Raw genomic sequence first — 23138 nt, 5'->3', positions numbered from 1 at the left:
GCTGGACCACCGGCACCGCCTACGATCCCGCACAACACCGAGCCCTCCAACGACTCCTCAACCAAGATCAAACCGTGGCGGGTTGACACAGGGCTACTCATGCGTGGCCGTACCTCATCGAGGTCTCTCCGCTCCGGGCCAAGGACCGGGAGCGCTCGGCGGGGACCCGGGCGTGCGGACCTCGGTGCGCTGTATCCGCAGGCCACGGGCCTGATAGTTGGCGAGGGCGGCCGGCCCGTCGAGGCTGCAGGTGTTCACTGTCACGCGCTGCGCCGGCGGGAGGCCGTGGCGCTCGGGCAGGGACCAGGCGTGCCGCAGCGCGACGGTGAGCAGGTGACCGCCGAGTCCCTGGCCAGCGAATTGCGGCAACAGCCCGAAATAGGCGATCTCCACGCGGCCGGGTTCGGTGCCGTCGAGTTCGGCGTATCCGGCCGGGGTGCCGCGGACGTGGGCGATCCACGTCTCCACGCCCGGCCGGTCCAGCCAGTCCTGCCACTGCTGCCACGTCCACGGGATCCGGTCCGTCCAGGACCAGTCGCCGCCGACAGCGGTGTAGAGGAAGCGGTTCAGCTCGGGGCTCGGCACCTCGGCCCGGACGATCTCCACCGGCCCGGCGGGCGGGCGTGCCGGGCGGATCTGGGTGGCTTCGTCCTGTTGCAGGTACCAGATGGTGATCTCCACGCCGCCCATGATGCCGCGACACACCGGACCCCGGTTTGGCGTGCGGTCGGGGGACCAGATAAAGTTCTGTCGTCGCCGGGGAAACCTGGGGGAGACAAGCGGAAGTGGCGCAGTGGTAGCGCATCACCTTGCCAAGGTGAGGGTCGCGGGTTCGAATCCCGTCTTCCGCTCGGAGAGGCCTTTTCGAGGTCAGCTCGGTGGAGTGGCCGAGAGGCGAGGCAACGGCCTGCAAAGCCGTGTACACGGGTTCAAATCCCGTCTCCACCTCGCACGAGGTTCTGCGGGCGATTGGCGCAGCGGGAGCGCGCTTCCTTGACACGGAAGAGGTCACTGGTTCGATCCCAGTATCGCCCACCAGTAGTCGTTAACGAACCGGATGCCCTTTTAGGGATCCGGTTCAATTTTTTGATGGCGTTGACCTGCGGTTATGTGCAGGGCTCGGCGGGTTCGTTTCCCATCATGTTCTCGCCCCGTCTGCCACCCAGCGCGGGAGCCGCTGCCGGTCGTCAGCGCGATCGTGTGCTGGTTGGAGGTGAGCTGAGCGAGCGCAGGCCAAGCTTGGCGCGGTACTCGGCACCCCGCGTCGGAGCAACAGTCTGCAACGATCGTGCCTGGCTCCGCGCCTTATCGGCGGCGGCATGAGTGAAACGCGACGTCGATCTGGCGACGCTGGCTGACTACAGCAGATCGAGGAGAGTCTCGAATCGGGCGGTCATTATGGGATCGACCTCGCCACGAATCCGGACGCTGACCACGCTCCCGCCGACTGCCTGGGCCAGCGACACAGTCAGTGGCGGGGTTCCTGCCAATGGGTAATCGAACCAGCCGTCGGGCGACTCGTCGTCGGTCGGTTCGAGCGCACCGACGAGTGCGATCTCGTCTAGCTCACCGTAGTCGTACCCGATGTACCTGCTGACGTTCGCCAAGAAGCGAGCCACGTTGTCTTCGGACACCCAGCCCTCGATCGATCGCACCACTGGATTATGCGGTACTTGCCGTCGCCCGCAGGCACTGACTATCCGCGCAGTCGTGGTGAACTTACAGCGGCACGTAAGTGCGTCGCTGATCGATCGGGGTGCGGGTTTGTAGACCTGCACCCCGATCGGTTGATCGCGGCTGTTAAACGCAGTCATCCTCGCAAGGTGTCACGCAGGTCTGACGACTCTCATTCGCGCATCTTTGCATGGGTCGATTTGTTGCGACACGTGGTTTGGACAGGGCGTCAAGGAAGGTGGCTAAAGCGAGAGCCCCGAAGAATCCATCCTGGATTGAGGTCTTAAAAGCGAGCATCGCACCAGCTGCTGCACTCGCTACCAAGATTGACATCGTACGCAAGCTGGCCACTCGACTTCTGTTGAGTTCCACCAGAGAAGCGTTGCGTATGGCGAGTCTTCGATCATCTACTTATAAGACTTGGACTTGAGGTGTTCTCCCTCCTCACGGCAGTGCAGCAGCGCTGGAGCCGTCAAAATTAGACGTAACGCACTACCCTTCGGCCATGATGCAAGCGGATCTTCTATGCAGGCAGTGTTGGTCGATCTTGAAGCAAGTGGGACGCCGTGATCGGCGGTACTGCTCGGGGAGGTGCAAGAGGCGCGCGTACTACGTCCGAAAGAAGAATGCACGGGTGTCGCCGCACTTCCCTTCTAAGAGAGTCGCGCTCTACAACATCGCCAGCATGGCATTGCATCGAGTGTCCGAACCCGCCTCGCCGGCGGATCTGGCGCTCGCGATCAGGCGAGAATTCCGCTATCCATTCCACATTGAGTGGCTACCTCCACTGTGTGCGCGATCCGGCTGCGTGAATCCATTGCCTCCATTTTCCCGGGAAGATCGCGCTTTTTGCTCCAATGCGTGTCGCCAACGCGCATATCGACACGCGCGACGCAGTGCCCGGAATCCGGACCATACGCCTAATTCGATGCGCTAATATTTGCAGGATGGTCTAATGGTAGGTAGGCCAATAATCGGCCCTTTGAATTCGTGACACGCTGGCCAACTATTCGCCGCTCGCGGACACTCTCATCGGCTACGACAGTGCATTATGTCGACGGCGTATCCGTCGGCGCGGGGCTGTCGGGTCGCGGGTGGCGAGCGTGCTCGTCGCTGGTCGAGTGACCGTGTCCGGAGCGCCGTTGTCGATGGATTGGACCAGGACGGCGGCGCCTCGGAGGGTAGTGGCCGCTGAAACGGTCAGGGTGTGCGGTGCCGGCCGGCCGATAGCGTGACGATCAGGCCTTGAGTTGCGGGCATGCGGCTCGAATTCTGCCGCGTGTGGTCCAACTGTGGTTCTGGTCCTTCGCGTCAAGGAAGGTTGAGGACCCGGCGTTCGGACAGGTCGGGCAGGTGTCGAGCTGCGGTGATGAAGGCGTTGTCGTCATGCAGGACCGTCAGGCCGCCGACGGCGGCGCAGGCGCAGATCAAAAGATCCACGCAGGACAGTGCTCGGTGCACGCCGGCTCGAAGCAGACGGTACTGCGCCGAGTCCACCCATTGCCATGCGCTCTTGGGCACCGCGACGTCCGGATACAGATCGGCGAACATCGAGGTCATCTCTTCGTACTCGTCCAGTCCGCGAGCCGAGCGGCGGAACTCTGTGCGCTGCGGGCGGCACGATCCGATGGCGTGGTCCGAGATGACATCGGCCCAGGACTCGCGGACCGCATCGTCGCGTAGGATCCGCCAGACCGCGGACGAGTCGATCAGATACTGAATCACTCTGCTGGCGTCTTGCTCGCGCGGTACAGGTCCTGCCAGCCTTCGTAGTCCCAGCTTTTGGCGGCCGTCGCGTGATGATCGAGCGCCGCGATCCGCCGGTGGCGGGCCGCGTACTCGCGTAGTGCCAGGTTGACCGTTTCCTTCTTGCTCTTGGCTCCGGACAGCCGCATCGCCTCGGCGAGGGCCTCATCATCCAGGTCGATTTGAGTGATCGCCATGTGAGTCCCCTTGTTGGTGATGTGTGGGTCCGTCCAACATTACCAACATTCCGCGGGCCTCGGGTCACCGTCCGGTGGGGGCCGGCCGATCGCCGTGTACCGGCCCGCGGCATAGGCCGTGCACAGGATCCTTTGAGGCTATTCCGAGGGTTTGTTCGATGAGGTTCGCCCGGTTCGCGGCTAGGGTCTAATCGAAGTTCATCGATACGTAACCTGCCGGCCGGATCGCGTTCAGGGGGCTGACGCCCCGGCCGGCGCACTGAGAGGTCGTGCCACTATGCCCCGGCTTGCGCTCTTCGCGCTAGATCTTGCCGCTGTGAGTGTTCTTGTCTTCGGGCTGTATTTTCCACGGCACCGGCGACGGGACCTGGTCGTGGCGTTCCTCGGGGTCAACGTGGGCGTGCTCGCGGTCGCCGGGTCGCTCAGCTCCAGTTCGGTCGGCGCGGGTCTCGGGCTCGGCCTGTTCGGCGTGCTGTCGATCATCCGGCTCCGCTCCACCGAGCTGGACCAGCACGAGGTGGCCTACTACTTCTCGGCGCTCGCCCTCGGCATCCTCGGGCCGCTCAGCGGCGGGCCGGCCTGGCTCAGCCCGGCGCTGATGACGCTGATCCTCCTGGTCATGTATCTCGGCGACCACCCACGCCTGTTCCGCTCCTACCGGCGGCAGGTGATGGTGCTCGACAACGCGGTCGTCGACCACGTGGCCCTGATCGCCCAGCTGGAGCGGATCCTCGGAGCGCGGGTGCACGCGGCCACCGTCGAACGGGTGGATCTGGTCAACGAGACCACCGTGGTGGAGGTGCGGTACTCGTACGCCTCGAGCAAGAAGGCGCTCGTCGGAGCGGGCCGGTGACGGTGACCACCGCCCATCTCGATCCGGTCTCGCTGGCCGAGCTGACCGAGAGGGCGGAGTTGCAGACCCGCACCGACCGCAAGTACGTCCTGTCGCTCGACGCCGCCGGCGACCTGCTGTCCCGCCTCGACCCGGCGACCCGGGTGCTGGAGATCGACGGCGAGCGGACCTTCCGGTACCGGTCGGTCTACTTCGACACCCCCGACCTGGTCAGTTTCCGGCTCACCGCCTACCGCCGGCGGCGCCGGTTCAAGGTGCGGACGCGCACCTACCTGGACTCGGCGCTGTGCTGGCTCGAGGTGAAGACCGAGGGCTACCGGGGCGGGACGGTGAAGGACCGCCTGCCGTACGACTCCGGCCACCACGACGACGTCGAGCCGGGCCGCTGGTTCGTCGACGACATCCTCGGCGGCGCCCCGTTCGTGCTGCGGCCGACACTGTCGACGCACTACCGGCGCACCACGTTCCACCATCCGGCCGACGACTCCCGGATGACCGTCGACATCGGCCTGACCTGGACCGACGCGGACGGCCGGGAGCTGTCCCTGCCGGGCGTCGCGATCGTCGAGACCAAGACCGCGTCGTCCGTCTCCCCCAACGACCGGCTGCTCTGGGCCTGCGGGCACCGGCCGGTCAGCATCTCGAAGTACGCCACCGGGCTCGCCGCTCTGCGTCCCGGTCTGCCGGACGTGCCCTGGCGCCGCCTGCTGCGCCGGCACCTCCCTCGCTGAAGGCAGTCATCTCCTCAACATAAGGACCTTCCATGCCCAGAATCCCCCGTCTCGCCGTCCCCGCGGCGCTGACCGCCACCGCTCTCGCCGTAGCGATGGCGCCCGCATCCCCTGCCCTGGCCGCCGGTCCGGCCGGCGCCGCCGCGCTCGCCGCCAACCAGGCCGGCCACCTCAGCGCGGCCGACCTGACCTGGAACGAGGCGGACGTCGCCGCGGTCACCCTGACCGGCACGAGCGCCACCACCACCAGTTCGAACGTGACCGTCTCGGGCAGCACGGTGACCGTCAACGCGGCCGGCACCTACCGGTTCACCGGCTCGCTGACGTCCGGGCAGATCATCGTCAACAGCACCGGGACCGGCATCGTCCGGCTGATCCTCAACGGCGTCACGGTCACCGGCGGCACCGGCGCGATCAACGTGGTCGCCGCCGACGAGGTGCTGATCCACCTGCAGGCCGGCACCACGAACCGGCTCACCGACGGCACCGCTTCGGTGGACGGAGCGATCGCCTCGGCCGCCGACCTGAGCATCGCCGGCACCGGCTCGCTGGTCGTCACCGGCAACGCCAACGACGGCATCAACGTCAAGGACGGCCTGATCATCGCCGGTGGCACGATCACGATCACGGCGCCCGACGACGCCGTCCGCGGCCAGGACTACGTGATCGTCAGCGGTGGCTCGATCACCGCGACCGCCGGCGGCGACGGCCTCAAGTCCGACAACGAGGAGGATGCCACCCGCGGGTACGTGGCGGTCACCGGCGGCACCGTGAACGTCAAGGCCACCGATGACGGCCTCACCGGGCAGACCGACGCGATCGTCACCGGCGGCTCGGTCACCGCGACCACCACCGGCAAGGGCATCAAGGCCGGCGTGCTCACCGTGATCAGCGACGGGACGGTGAACGTCACCGCCACCGACGACGGCCTGCACTCGGACGCCAACCTGACCGTCGACGGCGGCGCCACGACCGTGTCCAGCGGTGACGACGGCGTGCACGCCGAGACGGACGTGCGGATCGCCGGCGGCACGGTCAACGTCACCAAGTCGTACGAGGGTGTCGAGGGCCTCAAGGTCTACGTGACCGGCGGCAGCGTCTCGGCCACCTCGACCGACGACGCGTTCAACGCCTCCGATCCGAACTACGGCGAGATGCAGAACTCGCCGAACGCCCTGATCAGCGTCACCGGCGGCACCGTCGTCGCGAGCGGCGGCACCGACGGCCTGGACTCCAACGGGGCGCTGACGCTGGCCGGCGGCACGGTCGTGGTCACCGGTTCGGCGACCCGCGGCGGCGGCGAGGGCGGCCTCGACTCCAACGGCGCCCTCACCATCACCGGCGGCACCGTGATCTCCTCCGGGATCAGCGCCACCACCAGCACGCTCCCGTCCTCCGGCCAGGGCTGGGTGTCGATCACCTTCAGCGCCAACCAGGCGGCCGGCACCGTGGTCCACCTGGCCACCACCTCGGGCACACAGATCGCGTCCTACCAGCCCACCAAGGCGTTCCGCGGCGTCGTCTTCAGTTCCAACCAGATCACCCGGGGTACGACCTACGCGGTCCGCACCGGCGGCACCGTCTCCGGAACCGCCGTCGGCGGCGGGCTCCACATCGGTGGCACCCTCTCCGGAACCCAGGTGAGCACGGTGGTGGCCGGCAACCGGTGACCGGTTGTGGGATCGTCGTCTCCTGATGACCGATCCCGTGCTCGACCTGTGCCGGGCCGGACGTGCTCACCTCCCCGGGCACGTCCGGTCCGTGCCTGTCCCGCGCCGTTTCGTCCGGGACCGGCAGGGATTCCGGCGGGCGCTGACGGATCTGGCGCCCGCCCCAGCAGGCCGGAGGTCAGGCTGATCATGAGTACGCACGCCGATCTGCGGGTGCCGCGCCGGTTCGGGATGGACCGGCCGTGGGCCGAGCGGGCCGCCCGCCCGCTGCGACTGGTCGCCGGCCCCGGCGCGGACCCGACCGAGGCCGAGCTGGCCGCCCTGGCGGCCGGCCTGCTCCGCCGCGACGAGCTCGCCGCCGGCCTGGTCCGGGCGGTCCGCCCCGGCGAGCTGCACCGGGCGCTCGCCGCCGGGCCGTCCGCCGACGTGCCCGAGCCGGTGCGGGCCTTCTACGACACGCTGTCGCAGCGTCCGGACTGGGTGGACGACGAGCTGCTGGCCCGTGGCGCGGAGGCGTGCCGGGCCTTCGGGATGGACGCGGGGCTCGTCCTCGCGTACGGCTCCCTGCTCGGCGGCTATCGGACCGCCGCCGCCCTCGAACCGCTGGTCCGCACCGGCCGGCTGGCCGGCGGTGAGACGCTGCGGCGCATCCGGGAGACCACGCTGTGGTGGCGTGCGGTGACCGCGCCCGGCGGCCTGGCGCCCGGCGGCGAGGGCTGGCTGGCCACCGCGCACGTCCGGGTCATGCACGCGCTGGTCAACGCCCGCCTGGAGGCCGATCCGACCTGGGACTGCGAGCTGCGCGGCGTGCCGATCAACCAGTACGACCAGGCCAGCACCCTCGGCGTCTTCAGCACCAGCTTCCTGCTGCATCTGCGTCTTCTCGGGGTACGGGTGTCGCGCGCCGACGCCGCGGCGGTCATGCACCTGTGGAGTTACGTCGGCTGGTTGATGGGCGTCGACGAGGAGTGGCTGCCGCACACCGAGCGCCGTGGCCGCCGCCTGCTCTACCACTTCCTGGCCAACGACCCGCCGCCGGACGCCAACAGCATCGCCTTGGCCCGGGCCCTGATCACGATGACCGACGCGGCGACCACCGGCCGGCGCCGGCGCTACGAGCGGGAGCGGGCCCTGTCGGTGAGCTGCTGGCTGCTCGGCCCGGCGGCCATGCGTGACCTCGGCCTGCCCTACCGTCCACCGTGGTACGGCCTGGCCCGGATAGCCGCGAACCTGCCGGTCAGCCACGTCCTCGGCCGTCTGCCCGGCGGCCGGGCCCGCCTGCTGGCCCGGGCCGAGCGCCAGGCCCGCGCCCAGTTCGCCCGCTGGGGCAGCGAACTGTGAACAGCGCTGACAGAAATGTGCCAGAAGTTCGGCAGGCGGGGCTGTAAACCTGATCTCGGCGCCGGACGGGACGACGAGATGCGCTGGCGGGCGCCCAGTTCGACGTTCCTCGCCTGATGAGCGCGGACGGTGCGGGATCAGCAGTCAAGGGGGGATCTCGCACCTTCCGCGCTCTGCACTTCACGGATCTGGGTGACCATGTGGCCGATCGACGAGTCCGCGCGTGACGAGACCGCCGGGGACCGGATCGCCCGGCTGCTGGCTCAGCACCCGCTCATCGACGGGCACAACGATCTGCCGGACGCGCTGCGGGCCCTGCACGGCGGGGCGGTGTCGCCGGACGACCTGGAGAAGTTCGCGCTCGACCAGCGGCAGCCACTGACCCGTACCGACCTGCCACGGCTCGCGGCCGGGCGGGTGGGCGGGCAGTTCTGGTCGGTCTTCGTGCCGGACGACCTGCCTCCGGCGGCGGTGGTGGTCCGTACCCTGCAGCAGATCGACCTGGTGTACACGCTGCACCGGCGGTTCCCGGGACGGCTGGAGCTGGTGACCACCGCCGACGGGGTGGAGGCCGCCTTCCGAGCCGGGCGGATCGCCGGGCTGCTCGGGGCCGAGGGCGGGCACAGCATCTGCGACTCGCTCGCGGTCCTGCGGATGCTGGGGGAGCTGGGCGTACGGTATCTGACCCTCACCCACAACCAGAACGTCGCGTGGGCCGACAGCGCCACCGACACGCCCCGGCTCGGCGGGCTCAACGACTTCGGCCGCGAGGTGGTCGCCGAGATGAACCGGATCGGGATGCTCGTCGACCTGTCGCACGTCGCCGACACCACGATGCGCGACGCCCTGGCCGTCACCACGAAACCGGTGATCTTCAGCCACTCGTCGGCGCGGGCGCTCTGCGGGCACCCCCGCAACGTGCCCGACGACGTGCTCGCCCGGCTGCCCGGCAACGGCGGGGTGTGCATGGTGACGTTCGTGCCCGCGTTCCTGTCGGCGGAGCGCTGGGCGTGGACCAGGAACCCGCAGGGCCCGCCGCCGCCGGTGACCGTGGAACAGGTCGCCGACCACGTCGAGCACGTCCGCGAGGTGGCCGGGATCGAGCACGTGGGGATCGGCGGCGACTTCGACGGCTGTGACGACGCGCCGGCCGGGCTCGACGACGTGTCCGGCTATCCGAGGCTGTTCGGCGAGCTGGCGGCCCGGCGGTGGTCCGATGCCGAGCTGGCGGCGCTGGCCGGTGGCAACGTGCTGCGGGTGCTGCGCAGCTCCGAGGCCGGGCAGTCGCAGCCGAACCGGGCGCGCCACTCGGTCAGCTCGGCGTTCTCCCGTACCCCCAGGGCTTGAAAGACGTCTCCCGCCGCGGACCAGAGCCGATGCGCGGCCTCGTGATCGCCGGACGCGCAGCGGACGGCGCCCAGATCGCGCAGCGTGCGGGCCCGGCTGAGATCCATGCCGATGTCGCGCCACTGCGCCGACGCCGACTCCAGCAGCTCGCCCGCCTCGGTCAGCCGCCCGGCGGCCAGGTGCAGCTCGCCGAGGGTGCGGGTGACCAGCGCGGTGCCGTGCCCGTCGCGTCGCCCGGTGGTGGCGGCCAGCGCGACCCGCAGCGGCTCCAGCCCCCGGTCCGGGTTGCCCTGCCGGAGCCACACCTTGGCGAGCGCCTGAGCGGTGTACGCCGCGAGGTGCGTCTCGCCGATCCCGGTGGCGATGGTGTGCGCCGCCGAACACAGCTCCTCGGCCTTGTCGAGCTCGCCGCGCGCCCGGTGCACCAGGCCCATGCCGCGGATCGCGATCAGCTCCCCGCGCCGGTGGCCGATCCGGCGGTAGCGGGCCAGCGCGGCCGCGAGATGGTCCAGCGCCACCTCGTCGTCGCCGAGCTCACGATGCGCGAACCCGAGGCTGTAGTGGGCGTGCGCCACCCCCGCGTCGTCGCCGAGCCGGTCCAGCACCTCCAGCGCCCGGTTGATCTGCGGCAGCGCGATCGTGTGCTCACCCAGCTCACGACCGACCGTGCCGAGCCCGTTCAGGGCCACCGCCTGCCCCCGGTCGTGGCCGGCCGCCTCGAACAGCCCGGCGGCGCGGGAGAAGTGCGACCGCGACTCCGCGAACCGGTCCTGGGCGTACCGCAGCTGGCCGATGCCGCACTCCATCGCCGCCTCGGCCAGGCGGTCGCCGGAGCGGCGGGCCGCCGCGCTCGCCGCGGTGTGCGTGCGCTCCCAGCCGTCGAAGTTGTTGCGCGCCGCGAACGACGCGAAGACCAGCGCGTCGGCCAGGCCGCAGGCCGCCGCCACCAGGTCCAGGGAGGCGGCCCGCTCCACCGCCGCGATCAGCGCCGGCTCCTCGTCGTCGAACCAGCGCCGCAGGTCGGCCCGGTCGAGGGCGGCCGCCCAGCCGGCGGGCGGCTCCGGGAGCACCGGATGGTAGAGCCGCGGCGTGGCCACCGGCAGCTGCTGCGCCAGGTGCTCCACCAGCCGCAGCAGCGCCGCCACCGCCGCGGTGACGGTCTCCCGGACCGGGTCGGCGCGGGCCAGTTCCCCAGCGTAGAGCCGGACCAGGTCGTGCATCCGGTACCGGGTGAAGCCGCCGTCCGAGGCGACCACGTCCAGCAGGCGGGCGTCGGTGATCTCCTCGACCAGGTCGTCGGCCTCGTCCGGCCCGGCGCCCAGCAGCGCGGCCACCGTGATCGCGGTCAGCACCGGCGGGTCGAGGCAGCCCAGCGCCCGGAAGGTCAGCTGCGCCCGGGGACTCAGCCCGCGATAGCCGACGGCCAGCCCGGCCCGGACCTCCAGGTCGTCGACGGCCAGCTCGTCGAGCCGGCGCCGCTCGTCGTCGAGCCGGTCGGCGAGCTGGCCCACCGACCAGTGCGGACGCGCCGCCAGCCGGGCCGCGGCGACCCGCACCGCGAGCGGCAGCCGCGCGCACAGGGCGATCAGCCGCTCCGTCTGTTGTGGATCGGCGTCCGCCCGCTCCCGGCCGATCACCCGGGTCAGCAGCGCCCGCGCCTCCGCGGCGGTCATCGTGCTCAGCTCCACCCGGCGCGTCGCGGCCACCGTGACGAGCCGGTTCCGGCTGGTCACGAGCAGCGCCGACCCGGCGTCACCGGGCATGAAGGGGTGGATCTGCCGCGCCCCGACGGCGTCGTCGACGACCACCAGCACCCGGCGGCCGGCCAGTTCGGCACGGTACCGGGCCTCCCGTTCCCGCAGGTCGGAGTTGCCCTGCGCGTCCGCGTCGGTGACGCCGAGCATGCGCAGCAGCCGGCTCAGCGCCTCGGCCGGCTCCAGCGGATCGGCGCCACCCACGTTGAGGAAGAGCAACCCGTCCGGATACTGCTCGCGGACGGCGTGCGCCACGTGCACCGCGAACGCCGTCTTCCCCGCGCCGCCCTGCCCGGAGACGACCACGACCGGGCTCCCCGAGGAGGTGCGCAGCGCCTCGACGACGGCGGACACCGCGTCGTCGAAACCGGTGTAGTCCGGCAGGTCCGGCGGCAACAGGAACGGCCGCGCCGGGCGCGCCGCCTCGGCCGGCTCGCGCAGCACGCTGGTGTGCGCCTCGCGCAACAGCGGGCCCGGCTCGGTGCCCAGCTCATCGACGATCCGGTTACGGGACCGGGCGAAGAGGTCAAGAGCCTCGACGGTACGGCCGGAGGCGTGCAGCGCGCGCATCATCGCCGCGATCAGCGGCTCGCAGAGCGGGTCCCGGGCCAGCGCCACGGCCAGCCGGTCGACGGCCTCGGCATGCCGGCCCCGGGCGATCGCGGTCAGCGCCCAGTCGGCCAGCGCGCCCAGCCGATGCTGGTCCAGGCTCTCCCGGGTGCGCTGGGCCCACTCGCCGGGCAGTCCGGCCAGGGCGTCGCCGCGCCACAGCCCGAGCGCCTCCTCCAGCAGCGCCAGCCGGTCCTCCGGGCCCGCCGACCGTGCCGTGTCGAGCAGCTGGCGGAACCGGAACAGGTCGACCGAGCCCTCCGGGACCTGCAGCGTGTAGCCGCCCGACCAGCGCACCAGCGTGACACCGGTGCTGTCCTTGACGACCCGGCGCAGCCGGGCCACGTAGCCGTAGAGGGCGCCGCGCGCGTCGGCCGGCGGCTCGTCGCCCCAGAGCCGGTCGATCAGGGTCTCGAAGGTGACCGGGTGCCCGCCGTCGAACAGGAGGGAGGCCAGCAGGTGCCGCTGCTTGAGAGCGCCCAGCACGACGACCCGCTCCTCCTCGGCCGCCTCGACCGGACCCAGAAGCCGGAACCGCACCACACTCCCCTTCGGACACCGACATCGCGCCGGCTCAGCCTAGGGGTGAGAGTCGTCACCGTCCACGTCGTCCCATCAGCGGACGTCAGTCCCCGTCGACGCCGATCAGCCGGTCCGCCATCGCGGCCAGGCGGGCGGCTTGGGTGTCGTCGGCGATCAGGAACTGGAGACCCAGCTCCAGGCCGCCGCGGGCCGGTGCCGCGTGCACCACCCGGGCCGGCACGGTCATCCGGTCGTCGCCGCTGGTCAGGTCGACGTCCAGGTCGGTGCCCTCGGCCATCGGCTCGCCGCCGTTCGTCAGACAGCGCAGGCCGCCGGCGCTGATGTTGACCAGCGAGGCCTCCACGGCCGGCCGGCCCGCACAATGCAGCACCACCCGCCCGGCCATCGCGATCCGGTCGTGCTCACGCCGCTCCAGACGGTGCGCCAGGTCGGCCATCTCCTCCACCCGGCCCAGTGTGTTCGTCATCTGCTCGCCCAGCCGGCCCATCAGCGTGGACTGGTCGGCGGCGACCGCCCGCAGCGACACCGCCGCCTCGCTGACCGCCGCGATGCCCTCGGTCATCGTGGTGATCGTGTGGGCCATCGCGGTGGTGTCCCGCTCCAGGTCGTGGATGGTCTCGATGATCTGGTCGGTCGACTCGGTGGTGTGGGTGGCGAGCTGCTTGACCTCGTCGGCGACGACGGTGAAGCCGTATCCCAGGTCCCCGGCCCGGGCCGCCTCGATCGTCGCGTTCAGCGCCAGCAGCCGGGTCTGCCGTGCGATGTCGGTGACCAGGGCGGCGCCGGTCGCCACCCGGCGCAGGCTCGACTCGAGCGAGGTGATCACCTGTTCCGCCTGGTGGGCCTGTCCGACGATCGCGGTGGCGGCCACGTCGGCCACGGTGATCCGCTCGTCGATCACCTCGGACGACCCGCGGACCTCGCCGACCTTCTCGGTCACCTGCCGCAGCTCTCCGGCGATCACCGTGGTGGACTCGTCGACGATCTCCTGGGTGCGGCGGCGGAACTGTGTCTCGGCACGCCGCTGGTGCTGGAACCCGGCCCGGAGCTGCTGCTCCCGGGCGACCTCCGCGCTGGCCAGTGCCGCCTCCTGGGCCAGCAGCCGGTCCCGGGCCACGGTCAGCGCCCGGCCGATGTCGCCCATCTCGTCACGGCCCTCCGGCACCGGCCGCGGCTCCAGGTCGGATCCGGCGATCGCGGTCACCGCGGCGACCGTCTGCCGTACGTCGTGGGCGGTCCGCCAGAGCACCCCGAGCGCGAACCAGAGCGCCAGCAGGAAACCGCCGATCGACACGGTCAGCACCACGGCCCGCTCCAGCGACAGGGTGCCGATCCGCGCTTCCAGCAGCGTGTTCAGGGCGTCGTGCAGCGGCCGTACCACGGCGGCGCCGGCCTCGGCGACCGCTGCCGCATCGGCCGGGCCGGGCCGGTCGAGCGTCTCGGTGAGCTGCCGGCCGAGCGCGTCGAGGCGGTCGGCGAACTCCTGCACCGGATCGCCGATCCGGCCGGCGAGAGCGGGATCGTGGGTGTTCGCGGCCGCCGTGGTGGCGTCGTTGCGCAGCGCGCCCGCGGCGCCGGCCAGCCGTCCGGCCAGCACCGCCTGGGTGGCCACCGCGGCCCGGGCGGCGGTGCCCTCGGGCACCGGCAGGGCCGCCTGCATCGCGGCGAGGATCGCCTGCGGCAGCTGCACCACCTGGGCGTCCATCACGTAGAACGAGTCCAGGTCCGGGTCGAGGATCAGGTTGGAGTTGTTGCCGACCTGCGTGACCAGGGCGGCCAGGGCGGTGGCGGTGGCGATCCGGGCCGGCGCGGAGCCGTCGCCGACGTCCGGGACGGACGCCACCGCGTCGGCGAGCGCCAGGGCCGGCCAGGCCCCGGCGGCGGTGCGGACGGCGGCGAGATCGGGGGTACGCCCGCCCGCCGTGTCGGTGAGAGCGGTGAGCACCGCGAGCAGGACGTCGGCGCCCTCCCGCTCGCGGCTGCTGAAGGTGATGTCGGCCGAGGTCACGGCGGTGTACATGCCGGTGGCCAGGGCGCCGGGGATCAGCAGCGTGAACACGACGACGCCGAGCCGTGTCGCGGTGCGGATCCGGTCGGCGACCCGGAGGACCGGGCGTAGCAACGGTGGTGAGGTACTCGACGTCATATATGGCTTTTATACGGCAGAACCCGAAACGTGTCCGGCGTTCACGTCCTCCCGGGGCCACCACCGCACCCCGGAGCCGGCGAACCTCAGGCCTCGGACAGGGCGGGCGCCCGGTCGATCCACGCCGTGAGGTTGGCGGGCAGGTCGGCCTTGCTGTAAAGCCATCCCTGCACCAGGTCACAGCCCTGCTCGCGGAGCCAGTCGCGCTGGGCCTCGGTCTCCACGCCCTCGGCCACCACCCGGTGTCCCATCGCCCGGGTCATCGCCAGGACCGCCCGGACGATCGGCTCCTTGGCGCCGTTCCCGCCGACCCCCGAGACGAACGACCGGTCGATCTTGACGATGCCGACCGGGAGCCGGTCCAGGTAGCTCAGCGAGGAGTAGCCGGTGCCGAAGTCGTCCACGGCCAGCGTGACGCCCATCGTCCGCAGCGCGTCCAGGGTCAGCAGGGCCGTCTCCAGGTCCTCCATCACGCCGGACTCGGTGATCTCCAGCCACAGGGCGGACGGCTGCAGGTTGTGCTCACGCAGGGCGTCGTCGACCAGCCGTACCAGCGAGCCGTCACGCAGCTGGCGCACCGCGACATTGACCGACACGTGCAGCGGACGCGCGTCCGGCCCGCGCCGCTCGGTCCACTCGGCAAGCTGCCGGACCGACTCGCGCAGCAGCCACGAGCCCATCTCCTCGATCATGCCGGTCTCCTCGGCGATCGGGATGAACTGCACCGGCGACACGTGCCCCAGCTGCGGCGAGTGCCACCGCATCAGCGCCTCGAAACCGTCCAGCTCGCCGGAGGCCAGGTCGACGATCGGCTGGAAGTGCGCGGCCAGCTCCCCGCGCTCGACCGCGCCGCGCAGCGCCTGCTCCAGGCGGACCCGGTCCTGCACCTGGTCCCGCATCGAGGCGTCGAAGAGCGCGTACATGTTGCGGCCGTTGCTCTTGGCCTGGTACATCGACGTGTCCGCGTCACGGATCAGGTCCAGCGCGTGCACGTCGCCGCCGGACCTGGCCACCCCGATCGACACCGAGGTCACCACATCGCCGATGGAGAGCGAGAACGGCCGGTTGAACTCGGCGATCAGCCGCTCCGCCAGCTGCTCGCCCAGCCGTTCGCTGGGCGGGCCGGCCAGGGCCACCACGAACTCGTCGCCGCCGATCCGGCTGACCACGTCCTCCGCGCGCACCTGCTGGACCAGCCGCGCGGCGACCGCCCGGAGCAGCTCGTCGCCGACCCGGTGCCCCCAGTTGTCGTTGATCATTTTGAACCGGTCGAGGTCCAGGAAGAGCAGGCTGATCTCCAGCCGCTCGCCGGCGGCCCGCTCGGCCCAGCGCGACACCGTCTCGGTCAGCAGCTCACGGTTGGGCAGGTCGGTGAGCGTGTCGTGGGTGACCCGGCGCCGGCTGATCTGCTCGGCGCGGGCCCGCGAGTTGTTCGACCGGATCACCCGGATCAGCACGGTCAGCACCAGCGCCAGGCACAGGACGGCGCGGAACACGTAACTCATCGGGGTACCCGGCGGCATCAGCGCGGTCAGCCCGACCGGGAGGATCACCATCGCCACGATCAGGACGGTCCGGCCACGGCTCAGGTCGCGGGTCACGCCCCGCTGCGGCTCGGTGAGCGACCGCATCGACGGGTGCATCGCCGCCCCGGTCAGCAGGACGAACATCAGCAGCAGGAACGCGTCGACCACCTGCTGCGGGACACCCACCTCCAGCGCCTCACGCAGGCAGTAGAGGACGTCCCCGGTGAACAGCGCCGCACAGGCGAGGACCAGCGTCCACAGCGCCGGCTGCCGGACACCCTGGGACAGCATCAGCCGGGCGCCGAGCACCAGGATCGTCACGTCGAAGACCGGGAAGACCGCATTGACCAGCTGCGACCCGCTCATCTCGGCGGCCAGGTTGGGCGCGATCAGGAAGACCCAGGTGAGGAAGGCGATGCTGAGCCCCACCAGCAGGGCGTCGATCCGCGCCGAGTCGTCGTCGTCGGCCAGCCGCCGCCGCAGCATGACCATGAAGCAGAAACCCACCATGAGGTACGCCGGTACGGTCAGCAGATCCGGCAGGAGCGTCAGCCACTCCGGCAGGCCACCCAACTCCCGGACCACCCGCAGCAGGCAGCTGGCGACGAAGAACCAGGAGCCGTGACGGATGTAGCGCCACGGCCGCTCGTCGGCCGGCCGGTTCAGCCGCGGACCCCGGTGGATCGCGAACATCCCCTGCGCCAGGAGCAGCGCCATGATCGGTGAGGACAACTGCTCCGGCCCGGCCAGCAGGGTGACGACCAGCGCCACTCCCACGCACAGGTGCAACCGGAACTCGAGGACGGCCCGAGCGGTGCGCGCTTCGCCGGTGGCCTGGACGTGGGTCATGCCCCTCTATCGGCGAGGGTGGGGCCGGTCTTATCGAAGTCGGCGCGGATGACCCGGCTCACGCGCGGAGCCGGGTCATCCGCGCCGTGATCTCAGGTGCCGGTGGTGCCCTGCTGGGTGGTGGCATCCTGCTGGGTGGCGCCGGAGTCCGGCTGGGCCGTGCCCGGGTCCTGCTGTGTCGTACCGGAATCCGGCTGGCCGCCGGAGTCCTGCTGGGCGCCGCCGGGCATGCCGCCGCCTCCGCGCATGCCGCCGCCGGGGCCGCCGCCGAAACCGCCGCCCGGACCGCCCTGCCCGCCGGTCGAGCCGTTCTGCGTGGTGGCGGCCGGCGCGGCGTCACCACCGATCGCCGTCATGATCCCGGCCGTGATGCCGGAGCTGGCGATCGCGGTGACCAGGACGGCGGCGAGCAGCACCACCTTCGGGCTGCGCTTCGGCTTGCCCGCCGGGATCTGCCACGACGCGGCCGGCGGCGCCGGCGGGAGCGGGCCGCCGGGGATCCCGGTCGCGTCCGGGGTCTCCACCTTGTCCGCTTCCGCTGCCTTCTCCGCGTCATCCACCGGTTCCGCCTTCGCGGACTCCTCCTCGGCGGTGATCTGCCGCGGGACCGCGATGATCTCGGTCGCCGTGGTCGGCGGCTCGTCGGCGTGGGCGGCCCACGGGTCGCGGGGGACGGCGGTGGTCAGCCGGTCGTTCACTGTCATCGGTAGCTCCTCGGGAGGTCGGCGAAGACCATCGTGCGGAGCCGGTATGTGCGGACTCTGTGTGCCGAGCAGGAAACCTCTGTCAACCCGGAGTGGTCAGGAAGGAGCTGATCGTGGCCACCACCCGGTCCAGGTCGGTGACGTCCGGCAGATGGTACGGCCCGTCCAGCGGGATCAGCCGCGCCTCCGAGAGCCCGGCCGCCAGCTGCCGCCCACCGGCGAACGGGATCACCCGGTCACCCCGGTAGTGCAGGATCAGCGCCGGTGCCCGGACCCGGCCGAGCAGCGCCGACACGTCCGTCTCGTACGTGCCGGCCAGGTACGCCGCGGCCACCTCCCGGTCCGCCGAGTTCCGCAGCACCTCGGCCAGATGCCGGGCCGCCGCATCGGTCGCGTCCGGCCGGTAGAGGTCGGCGAAGAGTTTCGCGCCCAGCCCCCAGTGCGTGCGGACCATCGTCACCAGGGCGGCGTTCAGGTCCGGCCGCAGGAACGTGCCCGGCCCGTCCGCGTAGGTGCCGAAGAACACCAGCCGCCGCACCAGCTCGGGGCTCGTCGCCGCCAGGGCCACCGCGATCGGGCCGGCCTCGGACATCGCCAGCAGGCTCACCGGGCCGCCGGCCCGCTCGGCCACCGCGCGCAGCTCGCCGACCGCCGCCTCCAGCCCGAAATCGGTCACCGGGCCACGGGACAGTCCGGTGCCGAACCTGTCGTACAGGGTCAGCCGGACGTGCCCGACCAGGCGCTGCAGCAGCGACGAGCGGGGATCCCGGCCGGACGCGATCACGTCGATGCTGGACACCCAGCCCGGCAGCGCCACCAGTGGCGGCCCGTCACCCAGCGAGGCGGTCGCGATCGTCCGGGCGCCCGGGGTGGTCAGATAGCGAGCCTCCAGCATGGACAGCGGCGTGACCGCGGGCCGCGTGCCGGGCAGCGCGTGACGCAGGATCAGCAGACGGGTGTCCTGGATCGCCGCCGACGGCTCCAGACCCAGCTCCCCGGCCAGGCGGTCGGCGTACTCCCGGTACGCGTCGAGGGCCTCGGTCTGCCGGCCGAGCGCGTAGAGCGTACGCATGAGGGTGTCGCGGGCCCGTTCCCGCAAGGGGTGACCGGCCACGAACGCCTCCAGGGCGGGCAGCTCCGGCCGTCCCGCGTCGAGCAACGCCCGGTGCCACGCCTCCGTCGCGTGCAGCCGGGCCTCCTCCAGCCGGATCGCCTCCAGGCGGGCCACCTCGTCGTCGGCGAAGCCGGCATAGGCCGGCCCCTCCCACAACGCCAGCGCCTCACCGAGCAGGTCGGCCGTGTCCCGCCGGCGGGCGGCCGCCACCAGCCGGTCGAACCGGCCCGCGTCGATCTCGTCCGGATCGGCCCGCAGCACGTAGCCGGGCGGCGCCGTGTCGATCACGACGCCCGGCAGCGCCCGCCGCAGCCGGGAGATCTGACTGTGCAACGCCCCCGCCGGGTCGGCCGGCTGCTCCGCACCCCACAGCAGCGCGGCCAGGCGCTCGGCGGGCACCACCCGCCCGGCCCGCGCCAGGAGGGCGGCGAGCAGGGCACGGCGCCGATCGCCCAGGACGATCGGCGCGCCCTCCGCGGTGAACGCCCGGACGGCGCCGAGGACCCGGAACCTCATCCGCCGACTATCGCACCGCCTCCCCGGCGATCTGCGGATTGATCGGGAACAAGACGGTACGGGCGTGATAGCGCTCCACCCGGACCGTGGCGAACCCGGCGCCGCGCAGGGTGTCCTCGGTGTCCCGGCACAGCTCGCACCCCTCGAAGAGCCACCGCCACGGACCGGCCGTCAGCCGCTGGAGCAGCGTGTATCCGGCGGTCGTGGCGCGTACGTGCTCCAGCAGGACCAGCCGCCCGCCCGGCCGCAGGATCCGGGCCACCTCGCCGATCACCGCCGCCGGATCGGGAACCGTGCACAGCACCAGCGTGCTCACCACGACATCCACCGAGGCGTCCGGCAGATCGATCCGCTCCGCCCCGGACGGCAGCAGCTCGACGGTGATCCCGCGCCGCCGTGCCGCCGCCCGCAGCGGGGCGTGCATGTACGGGTTCGGCTCCACCGCCACCAGCCGGGTGCCCGGCCGGTAGTACCGCAGGTTCGCCCCCGTGCCCGGCCCGATCTCGACCACCCGGTCCGGCAGGCCGGCGAACAACGGCGCCTTGTGACCGCCCAGCACGCGGTGGGCGTACCCGTCGAGAACGCGCAGCACCGCGGCGTTGAACCGCCCCCGTACCGGATTCCCTCGTTCTTCTCCCATGGGACAACCGTGCGCCTAGCGGCTGTCACGGCGCTGGCGTCCGGCTGACCCGCCGCTGCCGGAACGGGTGGATCTCGTCCGACCGGTGGCCGGTATTGCGGCGAGCGGCCGGCATGCGAGATTGTCGCGCGTGTTCGAGGAGGCACTGATGGAAGAAGCATTCGCGGCGTACACCGCCGGTCACAGCGACGGCAGCGCCGGCATCCGCGACGGTGAGCGTGCCAACGACCCGGAGACCGGTACGGACTACCGGATCGGTGTCGTCGACGGCAGCGTCGCCGCGTTCCAAGCCGAGCTTGTCGCCGAGGTCCGCCGGCTCCTGGACTCGCCGGAGGGGGTCTGACCTGCGGCGCGATGCATAAACCGGGGGGTGCTTTGGCATCCGGTCCCGGGCTCGGCTAAGGTTTCTTCCGTCGCCAGGGAAACCTGCGAGACAAGCGGAAGTGGCGCAGTGGTAGCGCATCACCTTGCCAAGGTGAGGGTCGCGGGTTCGAATCCCGTCTTCCGCTCGGAGAAGGCTGTTGCTGATCCTTGCATCGGCCGCCTCGGTGGAGTGGCCGAGAGGCGAGGCAACGGCCTGCAAAGCCGTGTACACGGGTTCAAATCCCGTCTCCACCTCGCTTTGTTATGCGGGCGATTGGCGCAGCGGGAGCGCGCTTCCTTGACACGGAAGAGGTCACTGGTTCGATCCCAGTATCGCCCACCAGATTTCTGTTCAGCCGGGTGCCCGTTTCGGGTGTCCGGCTGTTCTCGTCTCCGGGCCGATCCTGCCGGCGGCCGGAGCCGTCCGGCCGCCGTTCACCGGGCGGGCGGGGCGCCTCTTCAGCGCCCGGCACGGCCGCGAGCGGGCCTGCACTCTCCGGATCTTCGTCGGCCTCGGCCACATCGGCGCGCGGGGCGTCCACGCCTGACGGGACGCCCCGCGCGATGCCGGGCGTCGCCGGGTTCGGGTTGACGCCGGTGGACGTGGCGACGAAACCGAAGGTCGCGGTGGTCCCGGCGCCGAGCCGGCCGGTCCGGTCGACGTTGCGGGCGGTCACCGTGGCGCCGGACCGGGTGACCGTGGCGTTCCACCCTGGCTGACGGTCTGGCCACCGGCGTAGGTGAAGCCGGTCGAGGTCGACGGGGAGCCGTCGCCGACGATCACCTCACCCTGGAATCACGCCGGACCACTGCGAGGGCGGCCCGGCCCGGTGGTGATCGAGTCGCCGAGCGCCCTGACCCGGACCGCGGCGGCGGCGACCACGAGCAAGGTTCCTCGCTTCCTCATGATCATCCGAGGCTCTCGGCGAAGTGCTCGATGTTGTCCGCGTTGTCGACCGCCTTGTTCGGGTCGGTACGGGCCAGCTGCTGACCCTCGGCGAGACCGTAGACGTGATCGTCGGCGCCACCGTTGACGGTGAAGTGGCTCGACTCGTGGATCAGCGTCCCGGCCTTCGAGTCCCATCCGGTGGCGGCGGCCGGCCAGTAGCCGCGGCCGAGGTGGATCCGGTAGTGATCGGCCTGGTAGACGTACGCCATGTAGGGGCTGGCGGCGTCGCAGACCAGGTCCACCGTCCGGTTCGTCAGCTCGTCGGTGATCGCGGCGAACGTGGTGGTCGCCCGGTTGAAGCGGGCCGGGCTGTACGCCCCGAACCAGGTCAGGTAGTTGCCGCCGCCGGCGGTGTGTCCGGCGAGCCAGGACCGGGCGCGCGTCGCGTAGGTGAGGGCGTTGCCGATCGCCGTCCGCAGCTGGGATTGTTCACTCGACGAGCAGTTCGAGAACCGCAGCGTGACCGCGGCGACACCGGCCCGCTGGATGCTCGTGGTCACGGTGCCGGCGGTGGTGCGCAGCGCTGCGGCCGAGCCGCGGATGCCGGTCACGGTACGCACGACACCGCGGCCGGAGGTGAGCCCGGTCGACGTCAGAGTGACGAGATACGTCCCGGCCCGGGAGAGGTCGTAGTCGTCGGCCAGCCGCATGTCCACGGTGTAGGCGCCACCGGCCGGGATCCGGGTGTAGGCGCTCTTCTCCGACGCGGCGAGTTTCACCAGCTTCCCGCGGTACTCGACCGGCGTGCCGTCGCGGGTCACCGAGAGGACCTCGCCGATCTGGTGCGCCCGCGGCAGGTCGAGCGAGCGCACGTCGATCGGCGCCGACGAGCTGTTGCGTGCGGTGAAACGCATGGTCAGCGTGGTGTCGGTGGCCGAGACGACCTGGTATGTCGTGGTCAGGGCGGCCGGACCGGCCGGACCGGCCGGGGCGGCGAGGCTCCCGGCGGGGATCAGTCCGGGTGCGACGATTCCGGCGAGCAGCGCCGCCCAGAATCCGCGTCGAGACAGGTGCATGTGAGACCTCTTTCGCCGGCGATTTCGGGTCGCCGTGGGGACGCCATGGGGGGATGGCGGCGGGAATCACATATCAGCATGTGTCAATGAAACGAGTCAACCGGCGGCTCATCAGGCCGGGGTGGGGCACGCGTGGCCGAAACCGGGTCGGCTGCCGGGAACGCGACTGCCGCAGCACCGCTCGGGCCTGCCTCTGCGCCGCATTCCCACAGACGGACGGCGGCCGTTCGATGCGAGCGACCGCCGTCCGTCCCGTGACTCAGAGCAGTTCGGCGGCCCGGTCCAGATCGGACTCGTCCACCGACGCGAGCGAGCCGAAGATCGAGACCGCCTGGTAATAGGTCCAGGCCAGGCTGAGGCAGGCCGGGCGGACCACCGGCGAGTAGGTCGCGCACTTACGTTTCAGGTCGGCGTAGAAGGCCGTGTCGACGAGCCCCTTGTTCGCGTCGGTGAACGCGCCCGCCGCCTTGTAGTTGCGGTAGCCGAAGTCATGCCGGTGACAGGACAGGGTGAAATCGAAACCGAGCGGCTTGTCCGGACTCGCCGAACAGAAGTCGGTGCTCCAGTCGAAGCCGTAGGCGGCCCAGTCCGCCTGGTTCTTGCGGGCGGAGTTCCAGGCGTTGTAGGACGAGGCTGACGTCTGGGTGAACGAGGTGAGCACCGCCATCTTCTCGGCGGCGGTCGCGGCCCGGGCCGGCCCCGCCGAGCCGAGAACGACGGCGAGCGAGACGATCACGGCCAGAACGGCCCGGAACGGTAGAAGGCGGAGACGAGCGGCGGTAGTCGCAACCGGTGGTGTCGCGGACATCGAGGCTCCTTCGAACGACCCGCCCTGACGAGCGGGCTGCCG

At 71.2% G+C, this 23138-nt stretch carries 17 protein-coding genes, 6 tRNA genes and 2 pseudogenes; 12 read left to right on the top strand and 13 right to left on the bottom strand.

Features of this window, described 5'->3' with window-relative positions; all coding sequences use genetic code 11:
- Window positions 1–114: 114 nt before the first annotated feature.
- Window positions 115–690, bottom strand: coding sequence for a GNAT family N-acetyltransferase (locus tag BM290_RS16220; RefSeq protein ID WP_203779373.1), 576 nt, complete (start codon window positions 688–690; stop codon window positions 115–117).
- Between the two features lie 89 nt (window positions 691–779).
- Between BM290_RS16220 and BM290_RS16215 the strand changes: the two genes are divergently transcribed.
- From BM290_RS16215 to BM290_RS16205, 3 genes are all read left to right on the top strand, one after another.
- Window positions 780–851, top strand: a tRNA-Gly gene (locus BM290_RS16215).
- A gap of 26 nt (window positions 852–877) precedes the next feature.
- A tRNA-Cys gene (locus tag BM290_RS16210) sits at window positions 878–948 on the top strand.
- A gap of 15 nt (window positions 949–963) precedes the next feature.
- Window positions 964–1038 (top strand) — tRNA-Val (locus tag BM290_RS16205).
- A gap of 320 nt (window positions 1039–1358) precedes the next feature.
- Here BM290_RS16205 and BM290_RS16200 read toward each other — a convergent pair.
- The 3 genes from BM290_RS16200 to BM290_RS16190 all read right to left on the bottom strand — a co-directional run bounded on the left by BM290_RS16200 (window position 1359) and on the right by BM290_RS16190 (window position 3617).
- Window positions 1359–1655: a hypothetical protein gene (locus tag BM290_RS16200; protein ID WP_143133759.1), complete on the bottom strand. Its 297-nt coding sequence runs from the start codon at window positions 1653–1655 to the stop codon at window positions 1359–1361.
- Between the two features lie 1330 nt (window positions 1656–2985).
- On the bottom strand, window positions 2986–3399 hold the full coding sequence (locus BM290_RS16195; RefSeq protein ID WP_093614687.1) for a PIN domain-containing protein: 414 nt from the start codon (window positions 3397–3399) through the stop codon (window positions 2986–2988).
- The gene (locus tag BM290_RS16190; RefSeq protein ID WP_093614685.1) at window positions 3396–3617 is read right to left on the bottom strand and encodes a type II toxin-antitoxin system VapB family antitoxin; all 222 of its coding nucleotides are present in this window, start codon (window positions 3615–3617) and stop codon (window positions 3396–3398) included. The genes BM290_RS16195 and BM290_RS16190 overlap by 4 nt, the downstream gene beginning before the upstream one ends.
- A 316-nt stretch (window positions 3618–3933) precedes the next feature.
- Between BM290_RS16190 and BM290_RS16185 the strand changes: the two genes are divergently transcribed.
- The 5 genes from BM290_RS16185 to BM290_RS49750 all read left to right on the top strand — a co-directional run bounded on the left by BM290_RS16185 (window position 3934) and on the right by BM290_RS49750 (window position 9559).
- Entirely contained in the window at window positions 3934–4470 is a 537-nt protein-coding gene (locus BM290_RS16185) for a DUF4956 domain-containing protein (protein WP_239143579.1), read from the top strand.
- Window positions 4467–5201 (top strand): polyphosphate polymerase domain-containing protein, encoded by a 735-nt coding sequence (locus BM290_RS16180; RefSeq protein WP_093614681.1) that lies wholly within the window; start codon window positions 4467–4469, stop codon window positions 5199–5201. Before BM290_RS16185 ends, BM290_RS16180 begins: the two co-directional genes overlap by 4 nt.
- A gap of 32 nt (window positions 5202–5233) precedes the next feature.
- A complete protein-coding gene (locus BM290_RS16175; RefSeq protein WP_093614679.1) occupies window positions 5234–6871 on the top strand; it encodes a carbohydrate-binding domain-containing protein in 1638 nt (545 codons plus the stop codon).
- Between the two features lie 189 nt (window positions 6872–7060).
- Window positions 7061–8212 carry an oxygenase MpaB family protein gene (locus BM290_RS16170; RefSeq protein WP_093614677.1) on the top strand — a complete coding sequence of 384 codons (1152 nt, stop codon included), beginning with the start codon at window positions 7061–7063 and terminating at the stop codon, window positions 8210–8212.
- A gap of 198 nt (window positions 8213–8410) precedes the next feature.
- A complete protein-coding gene (locus BM290_RS49750; RefSeq protein ID WP_093614675.1) occupies window positions 8411–9559 on the top strand; it encodes a dipeptidase in 1149 nt (382 codons plus the stop codon).
- Window positions 9560–9597: 38 nt separating this feature from the next.
- On the opposite strand, the pseudogene BM290_RS16160 reads toward BM290_RS49750, so the two are convergent.
- The 6 genes and pseudogenes from BM290_RS16160 to BM290_RS16135 all read right to left on the bottom strand — a co-directional run.
- A pseudogene (locus tag BM290_RS16160) lies at window positions 9598–12219 on the bottom strand (AfsR/SARP family transcriptional regulator); the annotation flags it as partial.
- A gap of 328 nt (window positions 12220–12547) precedes the next feature.
- Window positions 12548–14611, bottom strand: coding sequence for a methyl-accepting chemotaxis protein (locus BM290_RS16155; RefSeq protein WP_143133758.1), 2064 nt, complete (start codon window positions 14609–14611; stop codon window positions 12548–12550).
- 86 nt (window positions 14612–14697) lie between these two features.
- Complete coding sequence (locus BM290_RS16150) at window positions 14698–16986, bottom strand: putative bifunctional diguanylate cyclase/phosphodiesterase (protein WP_093614669.1); 2289 nt, start codon at window positions 16984–16986, stop codon at window positions 14698–14700.
- A 92-nt stretch (window positions 16987–17078) separates the two neighbouring features.
- On the bottom strand, window positions 17079–17690 hold the full coding sequence (locus BM290_RS16145; RefSeq protein ID WP_143133757.1) for a hypothetical protein: 612 nt from the start codon (window positions 17688–17690) through the stop codon (window positions 17079–17081).
- Between the two features lie 82 nt (window positions 17691–17772).
- On the bottom strand, window positions 17773–19320 hold the full coding sequence (locus tag BM290_RS16140; protein WP_093614665.1) for a bifunctional AfsR/SARP family transcriptional regulator/alpha/beta hydrolase: 1548 nt from the start codon (window positions 19318–19320) through the stop codon (window positions 17773–17775).
- Window positions 19321–19327: 7 nt separating this feature from the next.
- Complete coding sequence (locus BM290_RS16135; protein ID WP_093614663.1) at window positions 19328–19960, bottom strand: class I SAM-dependent methyltransferase; 633 nt, start codon at window positions 19958–19960, stop codon at window positions 19328–19330.
- A gap of 148 nt (window positions 19961–20108) precedes the next feature.
- On the opposite strand from BM290_RS16135, the gene BM290_RS16130 reads away from it, so the two are divergent.
- From BM290_RS16130 to BM290_RS16115, 4 genes are all read left to right on the top strand, one after another.
- Window positions 20109–20303: a hypothetical protein gene (locus BM290_RS16130; RefSeq protein ID WP_093614801.1), complete on the top strand. Its 195-nt coding sequence runs from the start codon at window positions 20109–20111 to the stop codon at window positions 20301–20303.
- Window positions 20304–20397: 94 nt separating this feature from the next.
- Window positions 20398–20469: transfer RNA gene (locus BM290_RS16125), tRNA-Gly, on the top strand.
- A gap of 38 nt (window positions 20470–20507) precedes the next feature.
- A tRNA-Cys gene (locus tag BM290_RS16120) sits at window positions 20508–20578 on the top strand.
- 13 nt (window positions 20579–20591) lie between these two features.
- Window positions 20592–20666: transfer RNA gene (locus BM290_RS16115), tRNA-Val, on the top strand.
- Window positions 20667–20949: 283 nt separating this feature from the next.
- Here BM290_RS16115 and BM290_RS49745 read toward each other — a convergent pair.
- The 3 genes and pseudogenes from BM290_RS49745 to BM290_RS16100 all read right to left on the bottom strand — a co-directional run.
- Window positions 20950–21000 (bottom strand): annotated as a pseudogene (locus tag BM290_RS49745) (hypothetical protein); the annotation flags it as partial.
- A gap of 232 nt (window positions 21001–21232) precedes the next feature.
- The gene (locus tag BM290_RS16105; RefSeq protein ID WP_093614661.1) at window positions 21233–22288 is read right to left on the bottom strand and encodes a M35 family metallo-endopeptidase; all 1056 of its coding nucleotides are present in this window, start codon (window positions 22286–22288) and stop codon (window positions 21233–21235) included.
- Window positions 22289–22547: 259 nt separating this feature from the next.
- Window positions 22548–23096 (bottom strand): phospholipase, encoded by a 549-nt coding sequence (locus BM290_RS16100; RefSeq protein WP_093614659.1) that lies wholly within the window; start codon window positions 23094–23096, stop codon window positions 22548–22550.
- Window positions 23097–23138: the final 42 nt, after the last annotated feature.

The sequence above is a fragment of the Actinoplanes philippinensis genome (assembly GCF_900113015.1).
GTDB classification, from domain to species: domain Bacteria; phylum Actinomycetota; class Actinomycetes; order Mycobacteriales; family Micromonosporaceae; genus Actinoplanes; species Actinoplanes philippinensis.
This window is presented reverse-complemented; position numbering and strand designations above follow the sequence as displayed.

Bases quoted from the DNA above. Each gene is read 5' to 3' on its own strand.
- BM290_RS16220 (WP_203779373.1), bottom strand. From the start codon at position 690: ATGGGCGGCGTGGAGATCACCATCTGGTACCTGCAACAGGACGAAGCC.
- BM290_RS16190 (WP_093614685.1), bottom strand. From the start codon at position 3,617: ATGGCGATCACTCAAATCGACCTGGATGATGAGGCCCTCGCCGAGGCG.
- BM290_RS16175 (WP_093614679.1), top strand. From the start codon at position 5,234: ATGCCCAGAATCCCCCGTCTCGCCGTCCCCGCGGCGCTGACCGCCACC.
- BM290_RS16170 (WP_093614677.1), top strand. From the start codon at position 7,061: ATGAGTACGCACGCCGATCTGCGGGTGCCGCGCCGGTTCGGGATGGAC.
- BM290_RS49750 (WP_093614675.1), top strand. From the start codon at position 8,411: ATGTGGCCGATCGACGAGTCCGCGCGTGACGAGACCGCCGGGGACCGG.
- BM290_RS16155 (WP_143133758.1), bottom strand. From the start codon at position 14,611: ATGACGTCGAGTACCTCACCACCGTTGCTACGCCCGGTCCTCCGGGTC.
- BM290_RS16150 (WP_093614669.1), bottom strand. From the start codon at position 16,986: ATGACCCACGTCCAGGCCACCGGCGAAGCGCGCACCGCTCGGGCCGTC.
- BM290_RS16145 (WP_143133757.1), bottom strand. From the start codon at position 17,690: ATGACAGTGAACGACCGGCTGACCACCGCCGTCCCCCGCGACCCGTGG.
- BM290_RS16140 (WP_093614665.1), bottom strand. From the start codon at position 19,320: ATGAGGTTCCGGGTCCTCGGCGCCGTCCGGGCGTTCACCGCGGAGGGC.
- BM290_RS16135 (WP_093614663.1), bottom strand. From the start codon at position 19,960: ATGGGAGAAGAACGAGGGAATCCGGTACGGGGGCGGTTCAACGCCGCG.
- BM290_RS16130 (WP_093614801.1), top strand. From the start codon at position 20,109: ATGGAAGAAGCATTCGCGGCGTACACCGCCGGTCACAGCGACGGCAGC.
- BM290_RS16105 (WP_093614661.1), bottom strand. From the start codon at position 22,288: ATGCACCTGTCTCGACGCGGATTCTGGGCGGCGCTGCTCGCCGGAATC.
- BM290_RS16100 (WP_093614659.1), bottom strand. From the start codon at position 23,096: ATGTCCGCGACACCACCGGTTGCGACTACCGCCGCTCGTCTCCGCCTT.